This is a genomic window from Williamsia sp. R60 (assembly GCF_054063855.1).
Map to the genome: position 1 here is coordinate 882,854 of NZ_JBSSGR010000003.1, position 16,809 is coordinate 899,662.

14 protein-coding genes are annotated in these 16,809 nt (G+C 64.6%); 13 read left to right on the top strand and 1 reads right to left on the bottom strand.

Translation table 11 applies throughout. The features are described from left to right. The first annotated feature begins 33 nt into the window (after positions 1 to 33). Both ACVWY6_RS17650 and ACVWY6_RS17655 read left to right on the top strand, forming a co-directional pair. Positions 34 to 549, top strand: a complete 516-nt coding sequence (locus ACVWY6_RS17650) for an RNA polymerase sigma factor (RefSeq protein WP_062794739.1) — start codon at positions 34 to 36, stop codon at positions 547 to 549. Then, positions 542 to 1,033, top strand: a complete 492-nt coding sequence (locus tag ACVWY6_RS17655) for a nuclear transport factor 2 family protein (protein WP_062794740.1) — start codon at positions 542 to 544, stop codon at positions 1,031 to 1,033. Before ACVWY6_RS17650 ends, ACVWY6_RS17655 begins: the two co-directional genes overlap by 8 nt. Before the next feature lie 78 nt (positions 1,034 to 1,111). Here the strand turns inward: ACVWY6_RS17655 and ACVWY6_RS17660 are convergent, their stop codons facing one another. Further along, the gene (locus ACVWY6_RS17660) at positions 1,112 to 1,429 is read right to left on the bottom strand and encodes a hypothetical protein (RefSeq protein WP_457539762.1); all 318 of its coding nucleotides are present in this window, start codon (positions 1,427 to 1,429) and stop codon (positions 1,112 to 1,114) included. A 169-nt stretch (positions 1,430 to 1,598) separates the two neighbouring features. Between ACVWY6_RS17660 and glf the strand changes: the two genes are divergently transcribed. The 11 genes from glf (at position 1,599) to fadD32 (ending at position 16,798) form a co-directional block, all read left to right on the top strand. Continuing rightward, positions 1,599 to 2,873: a UDP-galactopyranose mutase gene (gene glf / locus ACVWY6_RS17665; RefSeq protein WP_457539764.1), complete on the top strand. Its 1,275-nt coding sequence runs from the start codon at positions 1,599 to 1,601 to the stop codon at positions 2,871 to 2,873. Further along, complete coding sequence (locus tag ACVWY6_RS17670; RefSeq protein ID WP_457539766.1) at positions 2,870 to 4,804, top strand: glycosyltransferase; 1,935 nt, start codon at positions 2,870 to 2,872, stop codon at positions 4,802 to 4,804. Before glf ends, ACVWY6_RS17670 begins: the two co-directional genes overlap by 4 nt. Next, positions 4,785 to 5,378 carry a phosphatase PAP2 family protein gene (locus tag ACVWY6_RS17675; RefSeq protein WP_457539768.1) on the top strand — a complete coding sequence of 198 codons (594 nt, stop codon included), beginning with the start codon at positions 4,785 to 4,787 and terminating at the stop codon, positions 5,376 to 5,378. Before ACVWY6_RS17670 ends, ACVWY6_RS17675 begins: the two co-directional genes overlap by 20 nt. Beyond that, entirely contained in the window at positions 5,375 to 6,301 is a 927-nt protein-coding gene (locus tag ACVWY6_RS17680) for a decaprenyl-phosphate phosphoribosyltransferase (protein WP_023954856.1), read from the top strand. The genes ACVWY6_RS17675 and ACVWY6_RS17680 overlap by 4 nt, the downstream gene beginning before the upstream one ends. After that, entirely contained in the window at positions 6,288 to 8,318 is a 2,031-nt protein-coding gene (zomB, locus tag ACVWY6_RS17685) for a flagellar motor control protein ZomB (protein WP_457539770.1), read from the top strand. Before ACVWY6_RS17680 ends, zomB begins: the two co-directional genes overlap by 14 nt. 424 nt (positions 8,319 to 8,742) lie before the next feature. Further along, positions 8,743 to 9,687 carry an alpha/beta hydrolase gene (locus ACVWY6_RS17690; protein ID WP_023954852.1) on the top strand — a complete coding sequence of 315 codons (945 nt, stop codon included), beginning with the start codon at positions 8,743 to 8,745 and terminating at the stop codon, positions 9,685 to 9,687. Between the two features lie 199 nt (positions 9,688 to 9,886). Next, positions 9,887 to 11,761 carry an alpha/beta hydrolase-fold protein gene (locus ACVWY6_RS17695; protein WP_099383003.1) on the top strand — a complete coding sequence of 625 codons (1,875 nt, stop codon included), beginning with the start codon at positions 9,887 to 9,889 and terminating at the stop codon, positions 11,759 to 11,761. A gap of 162 nt (positions 11,762 to 11,923) precedes the next feature. Next, complete coding sequence (locus tag ACVWY6_RS17700) at positions 11,924 to 12,448, top strand: DUF732 domain-containing protein (RefSeq protein WP_457539772.1); 525 nt, start codon at positions 11,924 to 11,926, stop codon at positions 12,446 to 12,448. A gap of 34 nt (positions 12,449 to 12,482) precedes the next feature. Further along, positions 12,483 to 13,460 carry a cutinase family protein gene (locus ACVWY6_RS17705; protein WP_317712764.1) on the top strand — a complete coding sequence of 326 codons (978 nt, stop codon included), beginning with the start codon at positions 12,483 to 12,485 and terminating at the stop codon, positions 13,458 to 13,460. A gap of 125 nt (positions 13,461 to 13,585) precedes the next feature. Further along, on the top strand, positions 13,586 to 14,581 hold the full coding sequence (locus ACVWY6_RS17710; RefSeq protein ID WP_457539774.1) for an LLM class F420-dependent oxidoreductase: 996 nt from the start codon (positions 13,586 to 13,588) through the stop codon (positions 14,579 to 14,581). A gap of 318 nt (positions 14,582 to 14,899) precedes the next feature. Next, complete coding sequence (gene fadD32 / locus ACVWY6_RS17715) at positions 14,900 to 16,798, top strand: long-chain-fatty-acid--AMP ligase FadD32 (RefSeq protein ID WP_457539776.1); 1,899 nt, start codon at positions 14,900 to 14,902, stop codon at positions 16,796 to 16,798. Positions 16,799 to 16,809: the final 11 nt, after the last annotated feature.

Sequence of the window (16,809 nt, forward strand, 5' to 3'; positions counted from 1 at the left end):
CGGGGTGTCTGCGACATTTATCAAGTGACCGACATGAGCGAGCGTGACCTGGTACTACGCAGTCAAGAAGGCGACCAGGCGGCTTTCGGTGAACTCGTCACCCGCAACCGCGACCAGATCTGGGCCGTCTGCCTACGGATCACCGCCAACCGACACGACGCCGAGGACGCCCTGCAGGACGCGCTGATCGCTGCCTGGCAGAACATCGGCAAGTTCCGTGGCGACTCGAAGTTCACCAGTTGGATGTACCGGATCGCCGCGAACGCCGCACTCGCGGTGATCCGCAAGCGTCTCGACACCTCCGCAGACGGTCCACCGGAGTTCGAGTCGGCTGCGCCCCGGATCGATGCCCAGGTGACCGACGTCGACCGGGTTCGCACCGCGCTGGCCGCGTTGCCGCTGGAGTTCCGGGAGGCAATCGTGTTGCGCGAGTTCGGCGATCTCTCATATCAGGAAATAGCCGACCAGCAGGGGGTGGGCGTGCAGACTGTGAAGAGCCGGATCAACCGGGCTCGCGCCAAACTGCTGGAGATTCTGCAAGATGCCTGAGGCAATCCCCGCCACGATCGACACCATTCCCGCCACCGCCGAGCCCGAGGATGCCCTCAATCGCTTCGCGTTCGGTCTCGACGCCGCCGACCGAGGTCTGCTCGAGTCGGCATTCACCGACGACGTCTTGTTCGACGTCAGCCGGGTCGGCGACGAGGACAGTGGATTCCCCCCGATCGAGGGCCGCGAGTCGGTGGTCGGGATGTTGCTGATGTCGATGGGACCGCTCGACACCATGCACGCACTGTCGAATTTCCGGGTTCGCGTAGACGGTGACCGTGCCGTCCTCAACTGTTACGCGATGGCCCAGCATTTCCGCCCGGGTGAAGGGCCATCACGGCACACCACCGACCAGGTGATGATGGGCAACAAATACGACGCCGAGCTCGTCCGCGACGGCGACATCTGGCGGATCAAGCGCCTCACCATCGTCACCGTGTGGTCGCAGGGCAACCCCGACGTCCTGATCGACCACCTGCGCTAGCCCGCCCCTCCCAGATGTTGTGCCCTTGTGGCGGCCTCGACCTGGGGTTTTGGTCGCCAGAAGGGCACAACATCGGGTTCACAGGGTCAGGTCGTCGCCCGTGGAGTAGTCGTCGGTGAGGTCGGGGCCGATGGAGAAGTCGGTTGCATCGCCGTCGATGTCGGCGTCATCGGTCTCGAAGGCATCGTCATGGGAGTCGACATCGCCGCCATCGACACCGGCAACGAGATCGCCCTCGGTGGAGCTGTCGTCGTTGTCGGGCACAAGTTCGTCGAAACCGGAACCGTCGTGGTCGAAGGCGGCTTCGAGACTCTGGTCGAAGACCGCCGGGTCAACCGCGTCGTCGGCGGCGATCTGCGAAAAGATGTCGCTGAGCGGGTCGTTTGGGCTGGTCACGGTACTTCTCCTCGGTCGTGGGTGCCGCTGCGCGGGCGGCGCGCGGCATGTTGGTCGGAGATAGGAGTGCCGTGGACCCCGGAATGTTCCCCAGAACACCCGCTTTGTTGTCCGTGCGTCGCCCGTGGCGGGTCGGAGCTGCGGGGCCGGTCCGTTACGCTGAACACCCGTGACCCCCGACAGCTCCAGTTCCGATACCACCTCAGGCTACGACCTCATCATCGTCGGATCGGGCTTCTACGGACTGACCATCGCCGAGCGCGCCGCGACCCAGCTGGGCAAACGCGTCCTGGTTCTCGATCGCCGCTCGCACATCGGTGGCAACGCGTACTCCGAGCCCGAGCCCACCACCGGTATCGAAATCCACAAATACGGTGCCCACCTGTTCCACACCTCGAACAAGAAGGTGTGGGACTACGTCAACAAGTTCACCGACTTCACCGGGTATCAGCACCGTGTCTTCGCGATGTACCAGGGGCAGGCCTACCAGTTCCCGATGGGTCTCGGCCTGGTGTCGCAGTTCTTCGGGCGGTACTTCACGCCGGACGAGGCGCGAGCGCTGATCGCCGAGCAGTCCAGCGAGATCGAGACCGACAAGGCTGCGAACCTCGAAGAGAAGGCCATCAGCCTCATCGGCCGCCCGCTCTACGAAGCGTTCGTCAAGCACTACACGGCAAAGCAGTGGCAGACCGATCCCACCGAGCTGCCGGCGGCCAACATCGCGCGCTTGCCGGTGCGGTACACGTTCGACAACCGCTACTTCAACGACACCTACGAGGGACTTCCGGTCGACGGATACACCGCGTGGCTCGAGAACATGGCCGCCGACGACAACATCGAGGTCCGGCTGAACGCGGACTGGTTCGATGTGCGCGACGAGCTGCGGGCCCAGAGCCCCGACGCGCCTGTGGTGTACACCGGGCCGCTGGACCGCTACTTCGACTTCGTCGATGGCGAGCTGGGCTGGCGCACACTCGACTTCGAGACCGAGGTCCTCGAGACCGGTGACTACCAGGGCACCCCGGTGATGAACTACAACGATGCCGACGTGCCGTACACGCGGATCCATGAGTTCCGTCACTTCCACCCCGAACGTGAGTACCCGGCCGACAAGACGGTCATCATGCGGGAGTTCAGCCGGTTCGCAGAGAGTGGCGACGAGCCCTACTATCCGATCAACACCCCCGAGGACCGCGAGAAGCTGAACGCCTACCGGGCCCGGGCCAAACGCGAGACCGCGTCGAACAAGGTGCTGTTCGGTGGCCGGCTCGGCACCTACCAGTACCTGGACATGCACATGGCCATCGCGAGCGCACTGACGATGTACGAGAACACGTTGGCACCGCATCTCGAAACCGGTGCGCCGCTGGCGGAGACGCAGCCAGAGGCGGAGCCGGGCTCCACCAAGGCCGGCTCGACCCCATCGGAGAGGCGTAACTCTTGACAGTCACCACTGCAGCCGAGCAAACACAGAATCCGCAGACGTACGACGCAGCCAAGAACCTGCTGCAACGCGTCATCCTGCCGCGCCAAGGCGAGCCACTCGACGTGCGTTCGCTGTACCTGGTGGAAGCCACGAGCAATGCCCGTCGGGCACACGCGCCCACCCGCACCTCGGTGGTGCTCGGGGCCGAGACCGAGGTGAGCTTCGAGACCTACTTCAACGCCTTCGCCGCCTCGTACTGGCGTCGGTGGACTGTCCTGAAGTCGGTGGTGCTGCGGATCGAGCTCGTCGGCAAGTGCCGAGTGGACGTCTATCGCTCCAAGGTCGACGGTTCGCGTATCGCCGTCGACGGCAACCTGGTGCCCGTCGACGAGAACGGCAAGGGCGCCATCGAGTTCGAGGTGGGACTCGAGCCGTTCGAGGATGGCGGATGGATCTGGTTCGACGTCACCACGGACACCGACGTCGAGGTGACGTCGGCCGGCTGGTACGCACCGATCGATCCTCCCGTCGGCCCGGACACCAAGCGCGTCACGGTCGGTATCCCCACCTTCAACCGCCCCACCGATGCGGTCAATGCCCTGCGGGCCCTGACCTCCGACCCGTTGGTCGACGAGGTCATCGATGCGGTGATGATGCCGGACCAGGGGACCAAACTCGTCACCGAAGAGGCCGGATTCGCCGAGGCCGCAGCAGCATTGGGCGACCGGCTCCACATGTTCAAGCAGGGGAATCTCGGTGGCTCGGGCGGCTACTCGCGCATCATGTACGAGGCCCTCAAGCTGACCGACAGTCCGTACATCCTCTACATGGACGACGACATCAGCATCGAGCCCGACTCGATCCTGCGTGCGCTGGCGATGTCCCGATTCGCCAAGTCGCCCATGCTCGTCGGTGGGCAGATGCTCAATCTGCAGGACCGCAGCCATCTGCACTGCATGGGCGAGGTGATCAACCACGACACCTTCATGTGGACCAGCGCGCCCTATGTCGAGTACGACCACGACTTCGCGCAATACCCGCTGCGCGACCGCAGGCACTCCAAGAATCTGCACCGTCGCATCGATGTGGACGGCAACGGCTGGTGGATGTGCATGATTCCGCGGGAGGCCGCCGAGAAGGTCGGCCTGCCCATGCCGCTGTTCATCAAGTGGGACGACTGGGAGTTCGCCCTCCGCGCCGGCAAGGCGGGATATCCCACCGCCACCATCCCCGGCATCGCGATCTGGCACATGGCTTGGAGCGACAAGGACGACGCCATCGACTGGCAGGCGTACTTCCATCTGCGTAACCGACTGGTCGTCGCGGCCATCCACCACGACGGGTCCACCGCCGGGATCCTGAAGTCGATGGCGAAGGCAACCGCCAAACACCTGCTGTGCCTGGAGTATTCGACGGTCGCCATCCAGAACGAGGCGATCCGCGACTTCCTCGCAGGCCCCGAACACGTTCGGGACCTGTTGCCCACGGCACTGCCCAAGATCGCGGCGATGCGCAAGGAGTACCCCGATGCGGTGGTGCTGCCTTCGGCCACCGAACTGCCGCCGACCACCGGTGAGGCCACCGCGTACGGCATGACCATCCCGCTCAACCCGGTGGCGAAGATCCGTTCGCTGAGCGCGAGCATCGTCAACAATCTGCGTCCGGCCGATCCTCGCCATCACGAGGTGCCGCAGGCCAACTATCCGCCGCTGCAGGCCCGTTGGTTCAGCCTCGGCCGGGTCGACGGGGTCACGGTCACCACCGCGGACGGCCGGGGAGTGGTCTACCGGCAGCGTGACCGCGACAAGATGGTTGCGCTGGCAAAGGAATCAGCTGCCCTGGTTCGCGAGCTGAAGGCCCGGTTCCCCGAGATGCGGGAGACGTACCGATCCGCTCAGGCCGACCTGGTCAGCAAAGAGAGCTGGGAACGTGTCTTCGGAATCGACTGATACGTATCCCGCGGCGTTCGCGCCGATGAGTGGCGAGACCAAAGTCCTTGTGGCCGTACAGAATATGTTCGTGGACAAGCCGGGCGCCGTGGCTTCGGCACGAGCACTGTCGCACTTCGGTGAACACTCACTGGGCTGGCTTGCGGTCGCGGGCACAGGTGCTGCCATCGCGCAGATCCGCGGCGACGAACGTGGTCGGAACCTGTGGGTGACCGCGGGTGTCGGAGCCTTCGGTGCCCATGCCGCCTCGGTGGTGCTCAAACGCATCGTCAGGCGCAGGCGCCCCGATCATGCCGACGTGAGGATCGGGGTCGGAACCCCCAGTAAGTTGAGCTTCCCATCCAGCCACGCCACATCGACCACGGCCGCGGCCATCCTCATCGGTCGCGCCGCCGGTTTACCTCCTGCCGCGCTACCCGCTGCGCTGGTTCCGCCCATGTTGTTGTCGCGGTTGGTGCTCGGCGTGCACTACCCGACCGACGTCATCGGGGGCGCGTTGATCGGTGCCGCCTGCGCCGCCGCGGTCGGTGCCGGTGAAAGACTGACGAGAACAGAGAGCCGAGGAATGTTGTGAGCGAGGAGCCGATCGAGCACGACGTGGTGCGCGGCCCGCCGAAGAATCTGGCGACCGGTCTGGTGAAGGCTGTCCGCCCACGGCAATGGGTCAAGAACGTCCTGGTCCTGGCTGCACCGGTGGCGGCCGGAGCGGTCGACGAACCCGACATCCTGGGCCGGACGGCCATCGCGTTCGTCGCGTTCTGCCTCGTTGCCTCGTGCATCTACCTCGTCAACGACGCCCTGGACGTCGAGGCCGACCGCAATCATCCCACCAAGCGCTTCCGTCCGATCGCGGCCGGGGTGGTCCCGGTCAAGCTGGCGTTTGTGCTCGCCGTCGTGCTCGGTGTCGCGTCGATCGGGATATCGTTCCTGGCCAACTGGCAGCTCGCGGTGGTCATCGGCATCTACATGGCCATTCAGCTCGCCTACTGCTTCGGCCTCAAACACGAACCCGTCATCGACATCTGCATCGTCTCGTCGGGCTTTTTGCTCCGTGCGGTCGCGGGCGGCGTGGCCGCCGATCTCCCCAACGGTCTGTCCAAGTGGTTCCTGCTGGTGATGACCTTCGGTTCGCTGTTCATGGCGGCCGGTAAGCGGTACGCCGAACTGCAGCTCGCCGAACGGACCGGCGCGAAGATCCGCAAGAGCCTCGAGTACTACACCACCACCTACCTGCGCTTCGTCTGGACATTGTCCGCAACCGCGGTGGTGCTCTGCTACGGCATGTGGGCCTTCGACACGGACGGCGGCCACGACGACAATGTCTGGTACGCGCTGTCCATGGTGCCTTTCACCATCGCCATCTTGCGATACGCAGTGGACGTCGACGGTGGTCAAGCGGGCGAACCCGAAGAAATTGCGCTCGGCGATCGTGTTCTCCAGCTGCTGGCAATCGCGTGGATAGTATGCGTGGGTGTCGCGGTCTATGCCATCAGCTGAACGGCGGCCATCAGCTGAACACCGGTCAGCAGTTGAGAATCGGCCGGTAGCTGAACCACGCGTGCTCGGCCGCAGCGTCAATCCGGCCACCGTTTCACTGTGGATCAGCGCTGTCGTGGTGGGTGCGATCTTCGGTTACGGCGCGTGGCAGCGCCGGTGGATCGCCGACGACGGTCTCATCGTCTTGCGCACCGTCCGGAACCTGTTGGCCGGCAACGGGCCCGTCTTCAACGAGGGGGAGCGTGTCGAGGCCAACACGTCGACGGTGTGGACGTACCTGATCTGGTTCTGGAGCTGGATCACCGACGCCCAGACCGAGTACGTCGTGTTGTGGATAGCCCTGGTCCTCTCCATATCGGCCGTCCCGATCGCCATGTACGGCACCGGACGGCTCTATCGCATCCGCAAGGGCACCGGTCCGGTCAACCCCGGCTGGATGTTGCTGCTGCCTCTCGGAGCGCTGGTCTACATCACGCTTCCGCCTGCGCGTGACTTCGCCACCAGCGGCCTCGAGGTTCCCCTCTGTATCTTCTGGGCCGCGGTGTTGTGGTGCCAGCTGGTCGCCTGGAGTCAACGGCCCACCCCAGATCGCGGCATCCTCCAGGGACGCAAACAGGTGGTCACCACCCTGTTGCTCGGATTCAACGCCGGTCTGGCCCCCCTCATCAGGCCCGAACTCGCCGTCGTCGGCGGACTGGCGTTACTGCTCGTGGTGTGCGCGCCGATGACGTGGCGGATGCGCTTCGCATTTGCCGCCGCAGCGGCGGTGGTTCCGGTGGGCTACCAGATCTTCCGGATGGGTTACTACGGCCTTCTCGTTCCCAACACTGCCGTGGCCAAGGACGCCTCCGGCTCGAAGTACGAACAGGGCCTCAAGTACCTGGGCAACATGTTCAGTCCTTATGTATTGCTGCTCCCGCTGTTGGTCGCGGTGGTCGCGGCCGGTCTCGCCTGGTATCTGCAGACCCATCGGGCCCAGGTGGCACCTGGGGAATCTCGTTCCGGTCGAGTCGATCTGGTGAAGGGGCGGGCCGAGTCGGGTTGGCGTGAGCGCGCCACCAGTTGGAGTCGGCGGTTGCAGACCCCGACCGCGGTGGTCGCACTGATACTCGTCTCCGGATTGCTCGAGAGCTTCTACTGGGTGCGCCAGGGCGGCGACTTCATGCACGCCCGGGTGCTGCTGGTCCCGCTCTTCTTGCTGATGCTCCCGGTGATGGTGATCCCGATCGCGCTGCCCGCAGGCGTCGGGCGTGATCACCTCGCCGGTTGGGTCGGCGCGGTGGTGATGGCCGGGCTGTGGATCACCACGGTGGTCTGGGCGGCTTCCACGTCTCATGTGGCCGGGATGAAGAACGGCACCGAGATCGGCAGGCAGGGCATCGTCGACGAACGGCGCTTTTATATACAGAACATCGGGGTGGAGCACCCCGTCACGGCTGCCGACTACCTCAATTATCCGCGGATCCGAGCGATGGTCGAGGAGATTGCCGAGCACAGCGACACCGGCGGGGTGTTGCTGGCGTCGCCGAACTACGACGAGTGGTACTTCGATCCGCTACCCGTCCCGCCACCGCCCGGAGTCCCCAAACAGCTCACGGTCTTCTATCTGAACCTCGGTATGACGAGCATGAACGCGCCACTCGATGTGCGGGTGACCGACCCGATGGGCCTGTCGTATCCGATCGCGGCGCACACGGACCGGCTTCCCGACGGCCGGATCGGACACGACAAAGACCTCGAGGACGAATGGGTGATCGCCGAGTCCGGCGCGTGGTCGAGATACCCGGTGTTGCCGGCGAATCTCGATGCCGACGACGTGCAACAGGCGAAGGTGGCGCTGACGTGCAAGCCCACCCAAGATCTCATCGCCTCGTACTCCCAGCCGTGGTCGTTCGCCCGCTTCAAGCACAACCTGCGTCAGGCGGCCGGATTCACCTCTTACCGGATCGATCGGATACCCGAGTACGAACTGCAGCGGTGCAAACTACCCATTCCACCGCCGCTCTACCCCCGGTAGAAATCCCACATGCTGTGCAACCGCCCACATTATTCTGAGATTTCCCTGAGAAATCGAGGCCGATCGGCGCGGGAGCTCACCGAGCCCGCAAAACCGCAAAAGCCAAGGTCTCGAATGTGTAACGCGGCGTTTCGCATGCCCGATAGTTAGGGAGAGCACGGATTTGGCCTGGTCAAGTGGCCAACCCAGGTCGGAGTGGATCCGGTCACAGGGTTTGTCAGCAGGGGATGCATCTAATAGGCTCCGTTCGGTTGCAGGACGGCGTCGCCAGATGACCGCCAAGCTGTGTGGCACCTGAAAATTTTGGTGCCGATTTCAAGACCCTCGTGGCCGTGGTTCGAGATGGAACCAGACAAGGCCCCGCTGCTGGACAGAGAGAGAGTTGTATTCGATGCGCGTAAGCACACCGTCGAGGCGAGTGGGGATGGGCAGACGCCTCATCGCTGCGTTTGCCGCACTGGCGACCATTGCCGGAGTCGGGGTTGTTGCCGGCACCGGCACAGCCAATGCCTGGGGCACCGGTAACGGATTCCAGCAATGGAACGTCGATGGCTGTGGGATGCCGTCCGTGAAGGTCCGGTCCTGGTCGAAGCCCGGCAACTACAAGACGGTTGTGCTGCTCGACGGCCTGCGCGCGACGTACGACGTCAGCGGCTGGGAGCACGAGACCAATGTCCAGAACATGGTCAACAGCGGCGTCAACGTGGTCATGCCCGTCGGCGGACCCGCCAGCTTCTACAGCGACTGGAACGCGCCGAGCAACTTCAACCGCCAGCCGTACAAGTACATGTGGAACTGCGTCATCACCAACACCCTGGTCAAGGGTATGGACGCACGCGGTCTTCGCGTTGGCCCCGGCGGCAAGTACGCCATCGCCGGCATCTCCATGGGTGGTAACGCCGCCCTGGTGATCGGCGCCAACAACAAGCAGAACTACTCGCACGCCTTCTCGATGTCGGGCTACCTGAACCTGTCGGCACCCGGCATGAAGTCGGCCATCCGCGTCGCGCTGCTCGATGCCAACGGCGGACCGTGGAACGCGGACAGCATGTGGGGCCCCCCGTGGAGCACCCGCTGGTACGACAATGACCCGTTTGTGCAGATCACCAAGATGCACGACATGAAGGTCCGCGTCGCGTCGGGTAGCGGTATCCCGGGCGGCTACAACCAGAACGAGAACGCGGTCAGCATCGTGCAGGGAGTGCCGCTCGAGGTGCTGTCGCTCGCCCAGACCCGCGCGTTCGAGGTCCAGGCCTTCGTGAACCGCGTCAACCTCACCACCGACTACCCGGTCACCGGCACTCACAAGTGGGGCTACTGGCAGGACATGATGTGGCGAGCACTCCAGCAGGGCTGGTTCCGCGGATAATCCTGGTGACATCCCTCTAGTCACAAAATTCACACCTGTCACAGGTGTGGCAACCTCAAAACAGAACGTCCTACGTGTAAGAAACACGTAGGACGTTCTGTTTTTGTCTGCGGGTCCGCCTTGATCCGGACTTCGTCCGGTGACATAGGGCAGCAGAGCAAGACCACAGTGGTGACGGTGACTTGAGGAGTAGAGGTACATGCGGCAGAGATTTGTGCGCGGCGCACTGGGACTGATGGCCGGCGCGGTATCCGTGTGCACAGTGCTGGGTATGTCCTCGACCGTTGCGGTCGCCGCCCCAGCACCGCAGAGTCCGGTGGCACCTGCTGTGCAGGCTCCCGCTCTCCAGGCGCCGGCGCCGGTCCCAGGCGTCAAGATCACCAACACCTTCTGGTACTCCGACCGCCGCGTGGCGATGTGGGTGTACTCACCCGCGATGGGCACCAACATCCAGGTTCAGCTGCTGCTCGCCCGCGACTGGAACTACCGTCCGGCGAACAAGTTCCCGCAGATGTACATGCTCGACGGACTCCGGGCCCAGGAAGATCAGAACGGCTGGGTCCTCAACACCAACATCGAGGACTTCTACAAGGACAAGAACGTCAACGTTGTCCTGCCCGTCGGTGGCGAGTCGAGCTTCTACACCGACTGGGCCGAACCGGACAACGGCAAGAACTACCAGTGGGAGACGTTCCTGACCAAGGAACTCCCACCGTTGCTGGAGAGCCAGTGGCGCTCCACGGACGTGCGCGGGGTCGAGGGGCTGTCGATGGGTGGCAGCGCCGCGATGATGCTCGCCGGCCGCAACCCGGGTTTCTTCAAGTTCGCCGCATCGTTCTCGGGCATCTTGCAGCTCAGCTCGTTCGGGATGCCGCAGGCGGTGCAGTTCGCGATGAACGACGCCGGTGGATACGACTCGAGCAAGATGTTCGGACCGCCGACCAACCCGGCGTGGAAAGAACACGACCCGTACCTGCTGGCCGACAAGCTCAAGGGCGTGAGCCTGTACGTCTCGTCCGGTAACGGCATGGTCGGTCAGTACGACACCCCGTCGACCATCCCGTACCTCGCGACGAACTACGCGGGTGTGGGCCTCGAGGTGCTGTCGCGTGTCACTTCCCAGCAGTTCGCCAGCAAGCTCAACCAACTCGGCGTCCCGGCCCAGGCGGTCTACCGCGCTTCCGGAACACACACGTGGCCGTACTGGCAGTTCGAGATGCAGCAGGCGTGGCCCCAGGCCGCAGGTGCACTCGGGCTCGGAGTCGACAGGCCGGCGTGCTCGACCGGCGGCGCGATCGCGCCCGTCTACAAGGCCAACAAGAAGGCGCTCGAGGAGTGCCTGACCCCCGAATACGACGTGCCGGGTGGGCGCGCGCAGGACTTCCGCAACGGACGGATCATCTGGTCGGCGAAGACCGGCGCCAAGGTCGTCGGTGGCGGAATCGGCGGCGCGTACGTGGCTGCCGGAGGCCCGGGCGGGTGGCTCGGGTTCCCGACCAGCGACGAGCTCGCGACACCGGACCGGATCGGGCGCTTCAACCGCTTCCAGAACGGCAACATCTACTGGACCGCGAAGACCGGCGCGCATGCCGTCGGTGGGGCGATCCTGGCCGACTGGGGCAAGGCCGGTTACGAACGTGGGCCGCTGAAGTACCCGACCGGGGACGAGATCGACACACCCAACAAGAAGGGTCGGGTGCAGGCGTTCCAGATCGGCGGCTACTACTGGACTCCGGCAAACGGTGCGCACTCGGTCCAAGGCAAGATCATGGACAAGTACGCCACGCTCGACTTCGAGGGCGGCTGGCTCGGATTCCCGAAGACCAACGAGATCGGATTGCGCGACGGCGGACGGTTCAACGCGTTCGACGGCGGCAACATCTACTGGACGCCGGCCAAGGGTGCTTTCGCCATCCCTCTCGGACCCATCTACGACGCATGGGGCAAGGCCGGATTCGAGAACGGCAAGTTCGGCTATCCGGTCAGCGATCAGATGAACATCACCGGCGGTTACCGGGTGAACTTCGAACGCGGCGCCATCGAGGTCGTGAACGGGGTCGTCACCGCCAAGTGATTCCTCAGGTGCCTTCTGTAGCCTTGCGGAGGTATTCAGGGCGCAGAGCGCGAATCCCGGCGCGCAGCGCGGGGTGTCCGGGTCGGCCTGGCGGAGCGTTTTCGGTCCGTCGGCTCACCGGACCCCGCCGTGCCGCCCGGCGAGAAGACACAAGGAAGTGACATGACAGGCAACATCATTCGGGTTGTGACCGCGGGTGCCGCGCTGCTCATCACCGCAGCGCTCGCCACCGGTTGCGGCGACGATTCGACCGCGTCGGCGCCGACTGATTCGGTGAGCGCAACCAGTACTACGACGAGCGCCACCAGCAGCGCTGCGCCGCCGTCGGGCGCCTCGACGGCCACGTCGACCGAGGCGAGCAGCGACGGGCAGCCCGACGACACCGAGGGTCTTCCCGAGACGGGTCCGCCTTCGGCGAATGTGCCCGAAGGCGTCGACGAGAACGACAAGACCGAGGACTACCTCGCGGAATTGAAGAAGCAGGGCGTCGAGTTCCCCAACGACCCCGACAACGCCATCGCGCTCAGTGCTGCCTCGGCGGTCTGTCAGGGCAAGGAGCAGGGCGCCAGCCCGGCCGACATCAAGGTGATCGTGGTACCTCTCGTGGGCTCGGGCACCACCGACGAGGCCAAGGCGCAGGCCAACGCCGACAAGGTGATCAAGGCCGCCGAAGCCAAGTACTGCTGACGGTCGCCGACATGACAACCACAAAGCGGCCGACATGACACGTAAGAAGCGAAGTCGGGGACGCACGTTGCTGTTTGTGGTCCTCGGTCTGGGGATCCTCAGCGTCATCGCGGTGATCCTGGTGATCATCCTGATCATCAACCTACTTCGGCCCGACCCGGGGCAACCGGGTGGACCTTCATCGTCGCCGCCGTCGTCGGCTGCGCCGCGACCCACCGCGCAGCCCGCCGATTGCCCGGACGTCCAGGTGATCGTGGTGCCAGGTACGTGGGAGTCGGCATCGAACGACGACCCCTACAATCCGACTGCGAACCCGAACTCGTTGATGCTCAAGGTGTCCGGGCCGCTCGCAGAGGAGTTCGACAGCTCGCGGGCCGACGTCTACACGGTGCCGTATGTGGCCCAGTTCCGGAATCCGACCGTGCTGACCGACCGACAGATCGACTACAACACGTCACGGGCCGAGGGCACCAGCAAGGCCCGCGCCAAGATCACCGAGGTCAACCAGAAGTGTCCGCTCACGAGCTTCGTCCTGATGGGCTTCTCGCAGGGAGCGGTCATCGCAGGTGACATCGCGGGTGAGATCGGTAACGGTCGGGGGCCGGTCGCTGCCGATCTCGTGGTGGGCGTCGGACTGATCGCCGACGGTCGCCGTCAGCCGAATCAGGTGGAGACGGTGGGTCCCAACCCGGCCGGCGTCGGTGCGGAAATCGCTCTCGACATCCTCCCGATTCCCGGCATCGACCTGACCGGGCCACGTCCGGGCGGATTCGGCGAGCTCACCGACCGCACGTACTCCCTTTGTGCGCCAGGCGATCTGATCTGTGATGCACCCACCATCGCCAACCCGATCGAGGGCATCAGCAAGTTGATGGGTGCCGTCAACAACCCGGTACACGCGATGTACAACACCACTCGGTACTGGAATGACGACGGTGAGCCGGCCACGGAGTGGATGACGGGCTGGGCACGTGACGTGATCGACAAGGCGCCTTTCCCCAAGCACGAATGAGCCCGCCGGACCGGATCGAGCGCATTTTGCGCTGACCAGGTGCGGAAGTATCGTCTACTGCCGAGCCGGGCCCGTAAGGCATGGGCGACGACCACCGGGCATGTTCGACAACCAGGAGACTTGCGATGACTTCAGCCGAGGCCGCACCGGGCCCCCGTAAGTTCCGGTTCGGAGCGGGTGGCGAGGGCAACCGTGACGAGGGTGGGGCGCGCAAGTTCGTCAAACTCGCGCAGACCGCCGAGGAGTACGGGTTCGACACGTTCGCCGTGCCCGACCATCTGGGCAACCAGGTGGGGCCGCTCGCGGCCCTCGGTGCACTCAGCCAGGCCACCGACCGGATCCGGCTTGCCACGTCGGTGCTGGCCAACGGTTACCGGCACCCGGCCCTGCTGGCAAAAGAGGCCACCACCATCGACGTGCTCTCCAAGGGCCGCCTGGAGCTGGGGATCGGCGCGGGATGGATGAAAGAGGAGTTCGACAAGGCCGGCATCGAGTTCGAGTCGCCCGGCGTCCGGATCCGCAGGCTCGATGAGTCGCTGACCATCCTCGACGGACTCCTGCGCGGCGAGGAGGTCAACTTCTCCGGCGAGTTCTACAACATCAAGGGTCTGGTCGGCAGTCCCCGTCCGCGGCAGGGTCCCCGGCCTCCGATCGCGGTCGGCGGCGGTGGGCCGAAGATGCTCGCGCTTGCCGCCAAGCACGCCGACATCATCTCGGTCGCGACGGGCACCACGCCCGACGGCCGGCTGCGGCTGTCCGACATGACGATGGAGAAGACCATCGAGCGTGTGGACCGCATCCGGCAGGCGGCCGGCGACAGGTTCGACGACATCGAACTCAACTGGACCATCGCCACAATCGTGATCACCGACGATCGCGAGGCGACCGCGGAGATGGCGCTGGCCGCACTCGACCAGGGCTATCCGCCGAACATCGCCATGGACGTCAAGTTGTCGGTCGACGACATCCTGGCCTCGCCGTACCTTGCTTTCGGGTCGTTCGAGCAGATCGCCGACCAGATCCGCGAGGTGCGCAGGCGAACGTCCATGTCGTATGTCGGGGTGTTCCCGACGCAGATGGATGCCTTCGCGCCGATCATTCCGATACTCAAGGGCGAGTAGCCACATTCGTGGTCGCGGAAGCGTAGGTTGTCTCACGACCCGTACCCAAGGCGAGTGGTACTGGCCGGTAAGATGTGGAAGGTTTGGCTCGGGTCGGCGGCGACCGCGAGTCCTATTTGGCTTGACAAGAAAAGTAGGGAACGCTGTTGGAGACGAGGCGTGTGGCATCGATGAAGCACATGGTGCCGCGCGCTGAGCTCGACCGTTCACAGGTGACGCAAGCCGAACACAAGGTGGATCACCCCGCGGACGCACTGTCACGCAGGGCTGGTGACCAGATTTGTGTCAGGGGCGTCGAGGTCGCGATCAGGAGTACGAATGAACAACGAGTTTGACCAGTTCTTGGACGAGAACGGAAATCTGTTCTTCGACGACGACGTGACGCTGGTCGACTACGTGGAACGCAATGTCATCGAGCAGGCCGAGACACTCGCGTACCGCTTCATGGACTACAGCCGTGAACGCGATGGCGAGCAGATCGACCTGACCTGGGCCGAGTTCGGCAAACGGCTTCGTGCCATCGCCGCGCGGCTGCAGCAGGTCACGCAGCCGGGCGACCGGGTGGCAATCCTGGCCCCGCAGTCGCTGGAGTACGTGATCGGCTTCTTCGGGTCGCTGTTCGCGGGCAACATTGCGGTTCCGCTGTTCTCGCCGGACGAGCCGGGTCACACCGACCGGCTCACCGCTGTGCTCGCCGACTGCAAGCCGAGTGTGATCCTCACGGCGACCAAATCGGCCGAGGCCGTCCGTGACTTCTTCAAGCCGTTGCCTGCCAAGGAACGCCCCCGTGTCATCGCCGTCGATGCGGTGCCCGATTCGGTCGGCGACACGTGGGTCAAGCCGAAACCGGCCCTGCACGATGCGGCATATCTGCAGTACACCTCGGGTTCCACCCGGGTTCCCGCCGGCGTGGTCATCACCTATGAGTCGGTTGCCGCCAATGCACTGCAGATGATCGATGCGATCGAGTTCGACCACAATTCGCGCGGCGTCACGTGGCTGCCGATGTTCCACGACATGGGGCTGCTCACGGTCATCCTGCCTGCGCTGGGCGGCAAATACATCACCATCATGAGCCCGCAGGCGTTCGTCCGGCGGCCCGGCCGGTGGATCAAGGAACTGGCCGCCATCGCCGATGGTGCCGACACGTTCGCCGCCGCGCCCAACTTCGCGTTCGAGCACGCCGCGGTGCGTGGCGTCCCGAAGCCCGGTGAAAAGCTCGACCTGAGCAACGTCATCGGCCTGATCAACGGCAGCGAGCCGGTCACCGTCAGCTCGATGAAGAAGTTCAACGAGGCTTTCGGTCCGTATGGACTCCCGAAGACCGCCATCAAGCCCTCGTACGGGATGGCAGAAGCCACACTGTTCGTGTCGTCGACCAAACGCGAGAACGAGGCGAAGGTCATCTACGTCGATCGCACTGCCCTCAACGCGGGACAGTTCAAGCTGGTCGACCAGGATGCGCCGGGTGCGGTGGCCCAGGTGTCGTGTGGACAGGTCTCGGTGAGCCAGTGGGCCGTGATCGTCGATTCCGAGACCGGTACTGAGCGCCCCGACGGCCACGTGGGTGAGATCTGGCTGCACGGGATGAACATCGGCCACGGATACTGGGGTCGCCCGGAGGAGACCGAGGAGACGTTCAACAACACCCTCACCGCGCCACTGCCCGAGGGCAGCCGGAGCATCGGCTCTCCCCAGGGCGCCAAGTGGATGAAGACCGGCGACTACGGCGTGTGGTTCGAGGACGAGCTGTACATCACCGGACGCGTCAAGGACCTGGTGATCGTCGACGGCCGCAACCACTACCCGCAGGACCTCGAGTTCTCGGCGCAGGAAGCCAGCCCGGCTCTGCGTCCCGGCTTCGTTGCCGCGTTCGCCGTACCTGCCAACGAACTGCCCGAGGTGGTGTTCCAGAACTCCGCCAGCGGACTCAAGTTCGACGCGGACGACGCATCCGAGCAGCTGGTGATCGTCGCCGAGCGCGGACCGGGCAAGAAGGTCGACCCCCAAGAGGTGGCCGACACCGTGCGCGCCACGATCGCCCAGCGACACGGTGTGATGGCGCGCGACGTGCTGATGGTTCCGGCGGGCTCGATCCCACGTACCTCCAGCGGCAAGATCGCCCGGCGGGCATGTAAGGCGGCGTACATCGACGGAACTCTGCGCGGTGGTTACCAGCAGACGGCGTTCCCCGATGCGCCACACGAGAATCAATAGTCTGGACTACC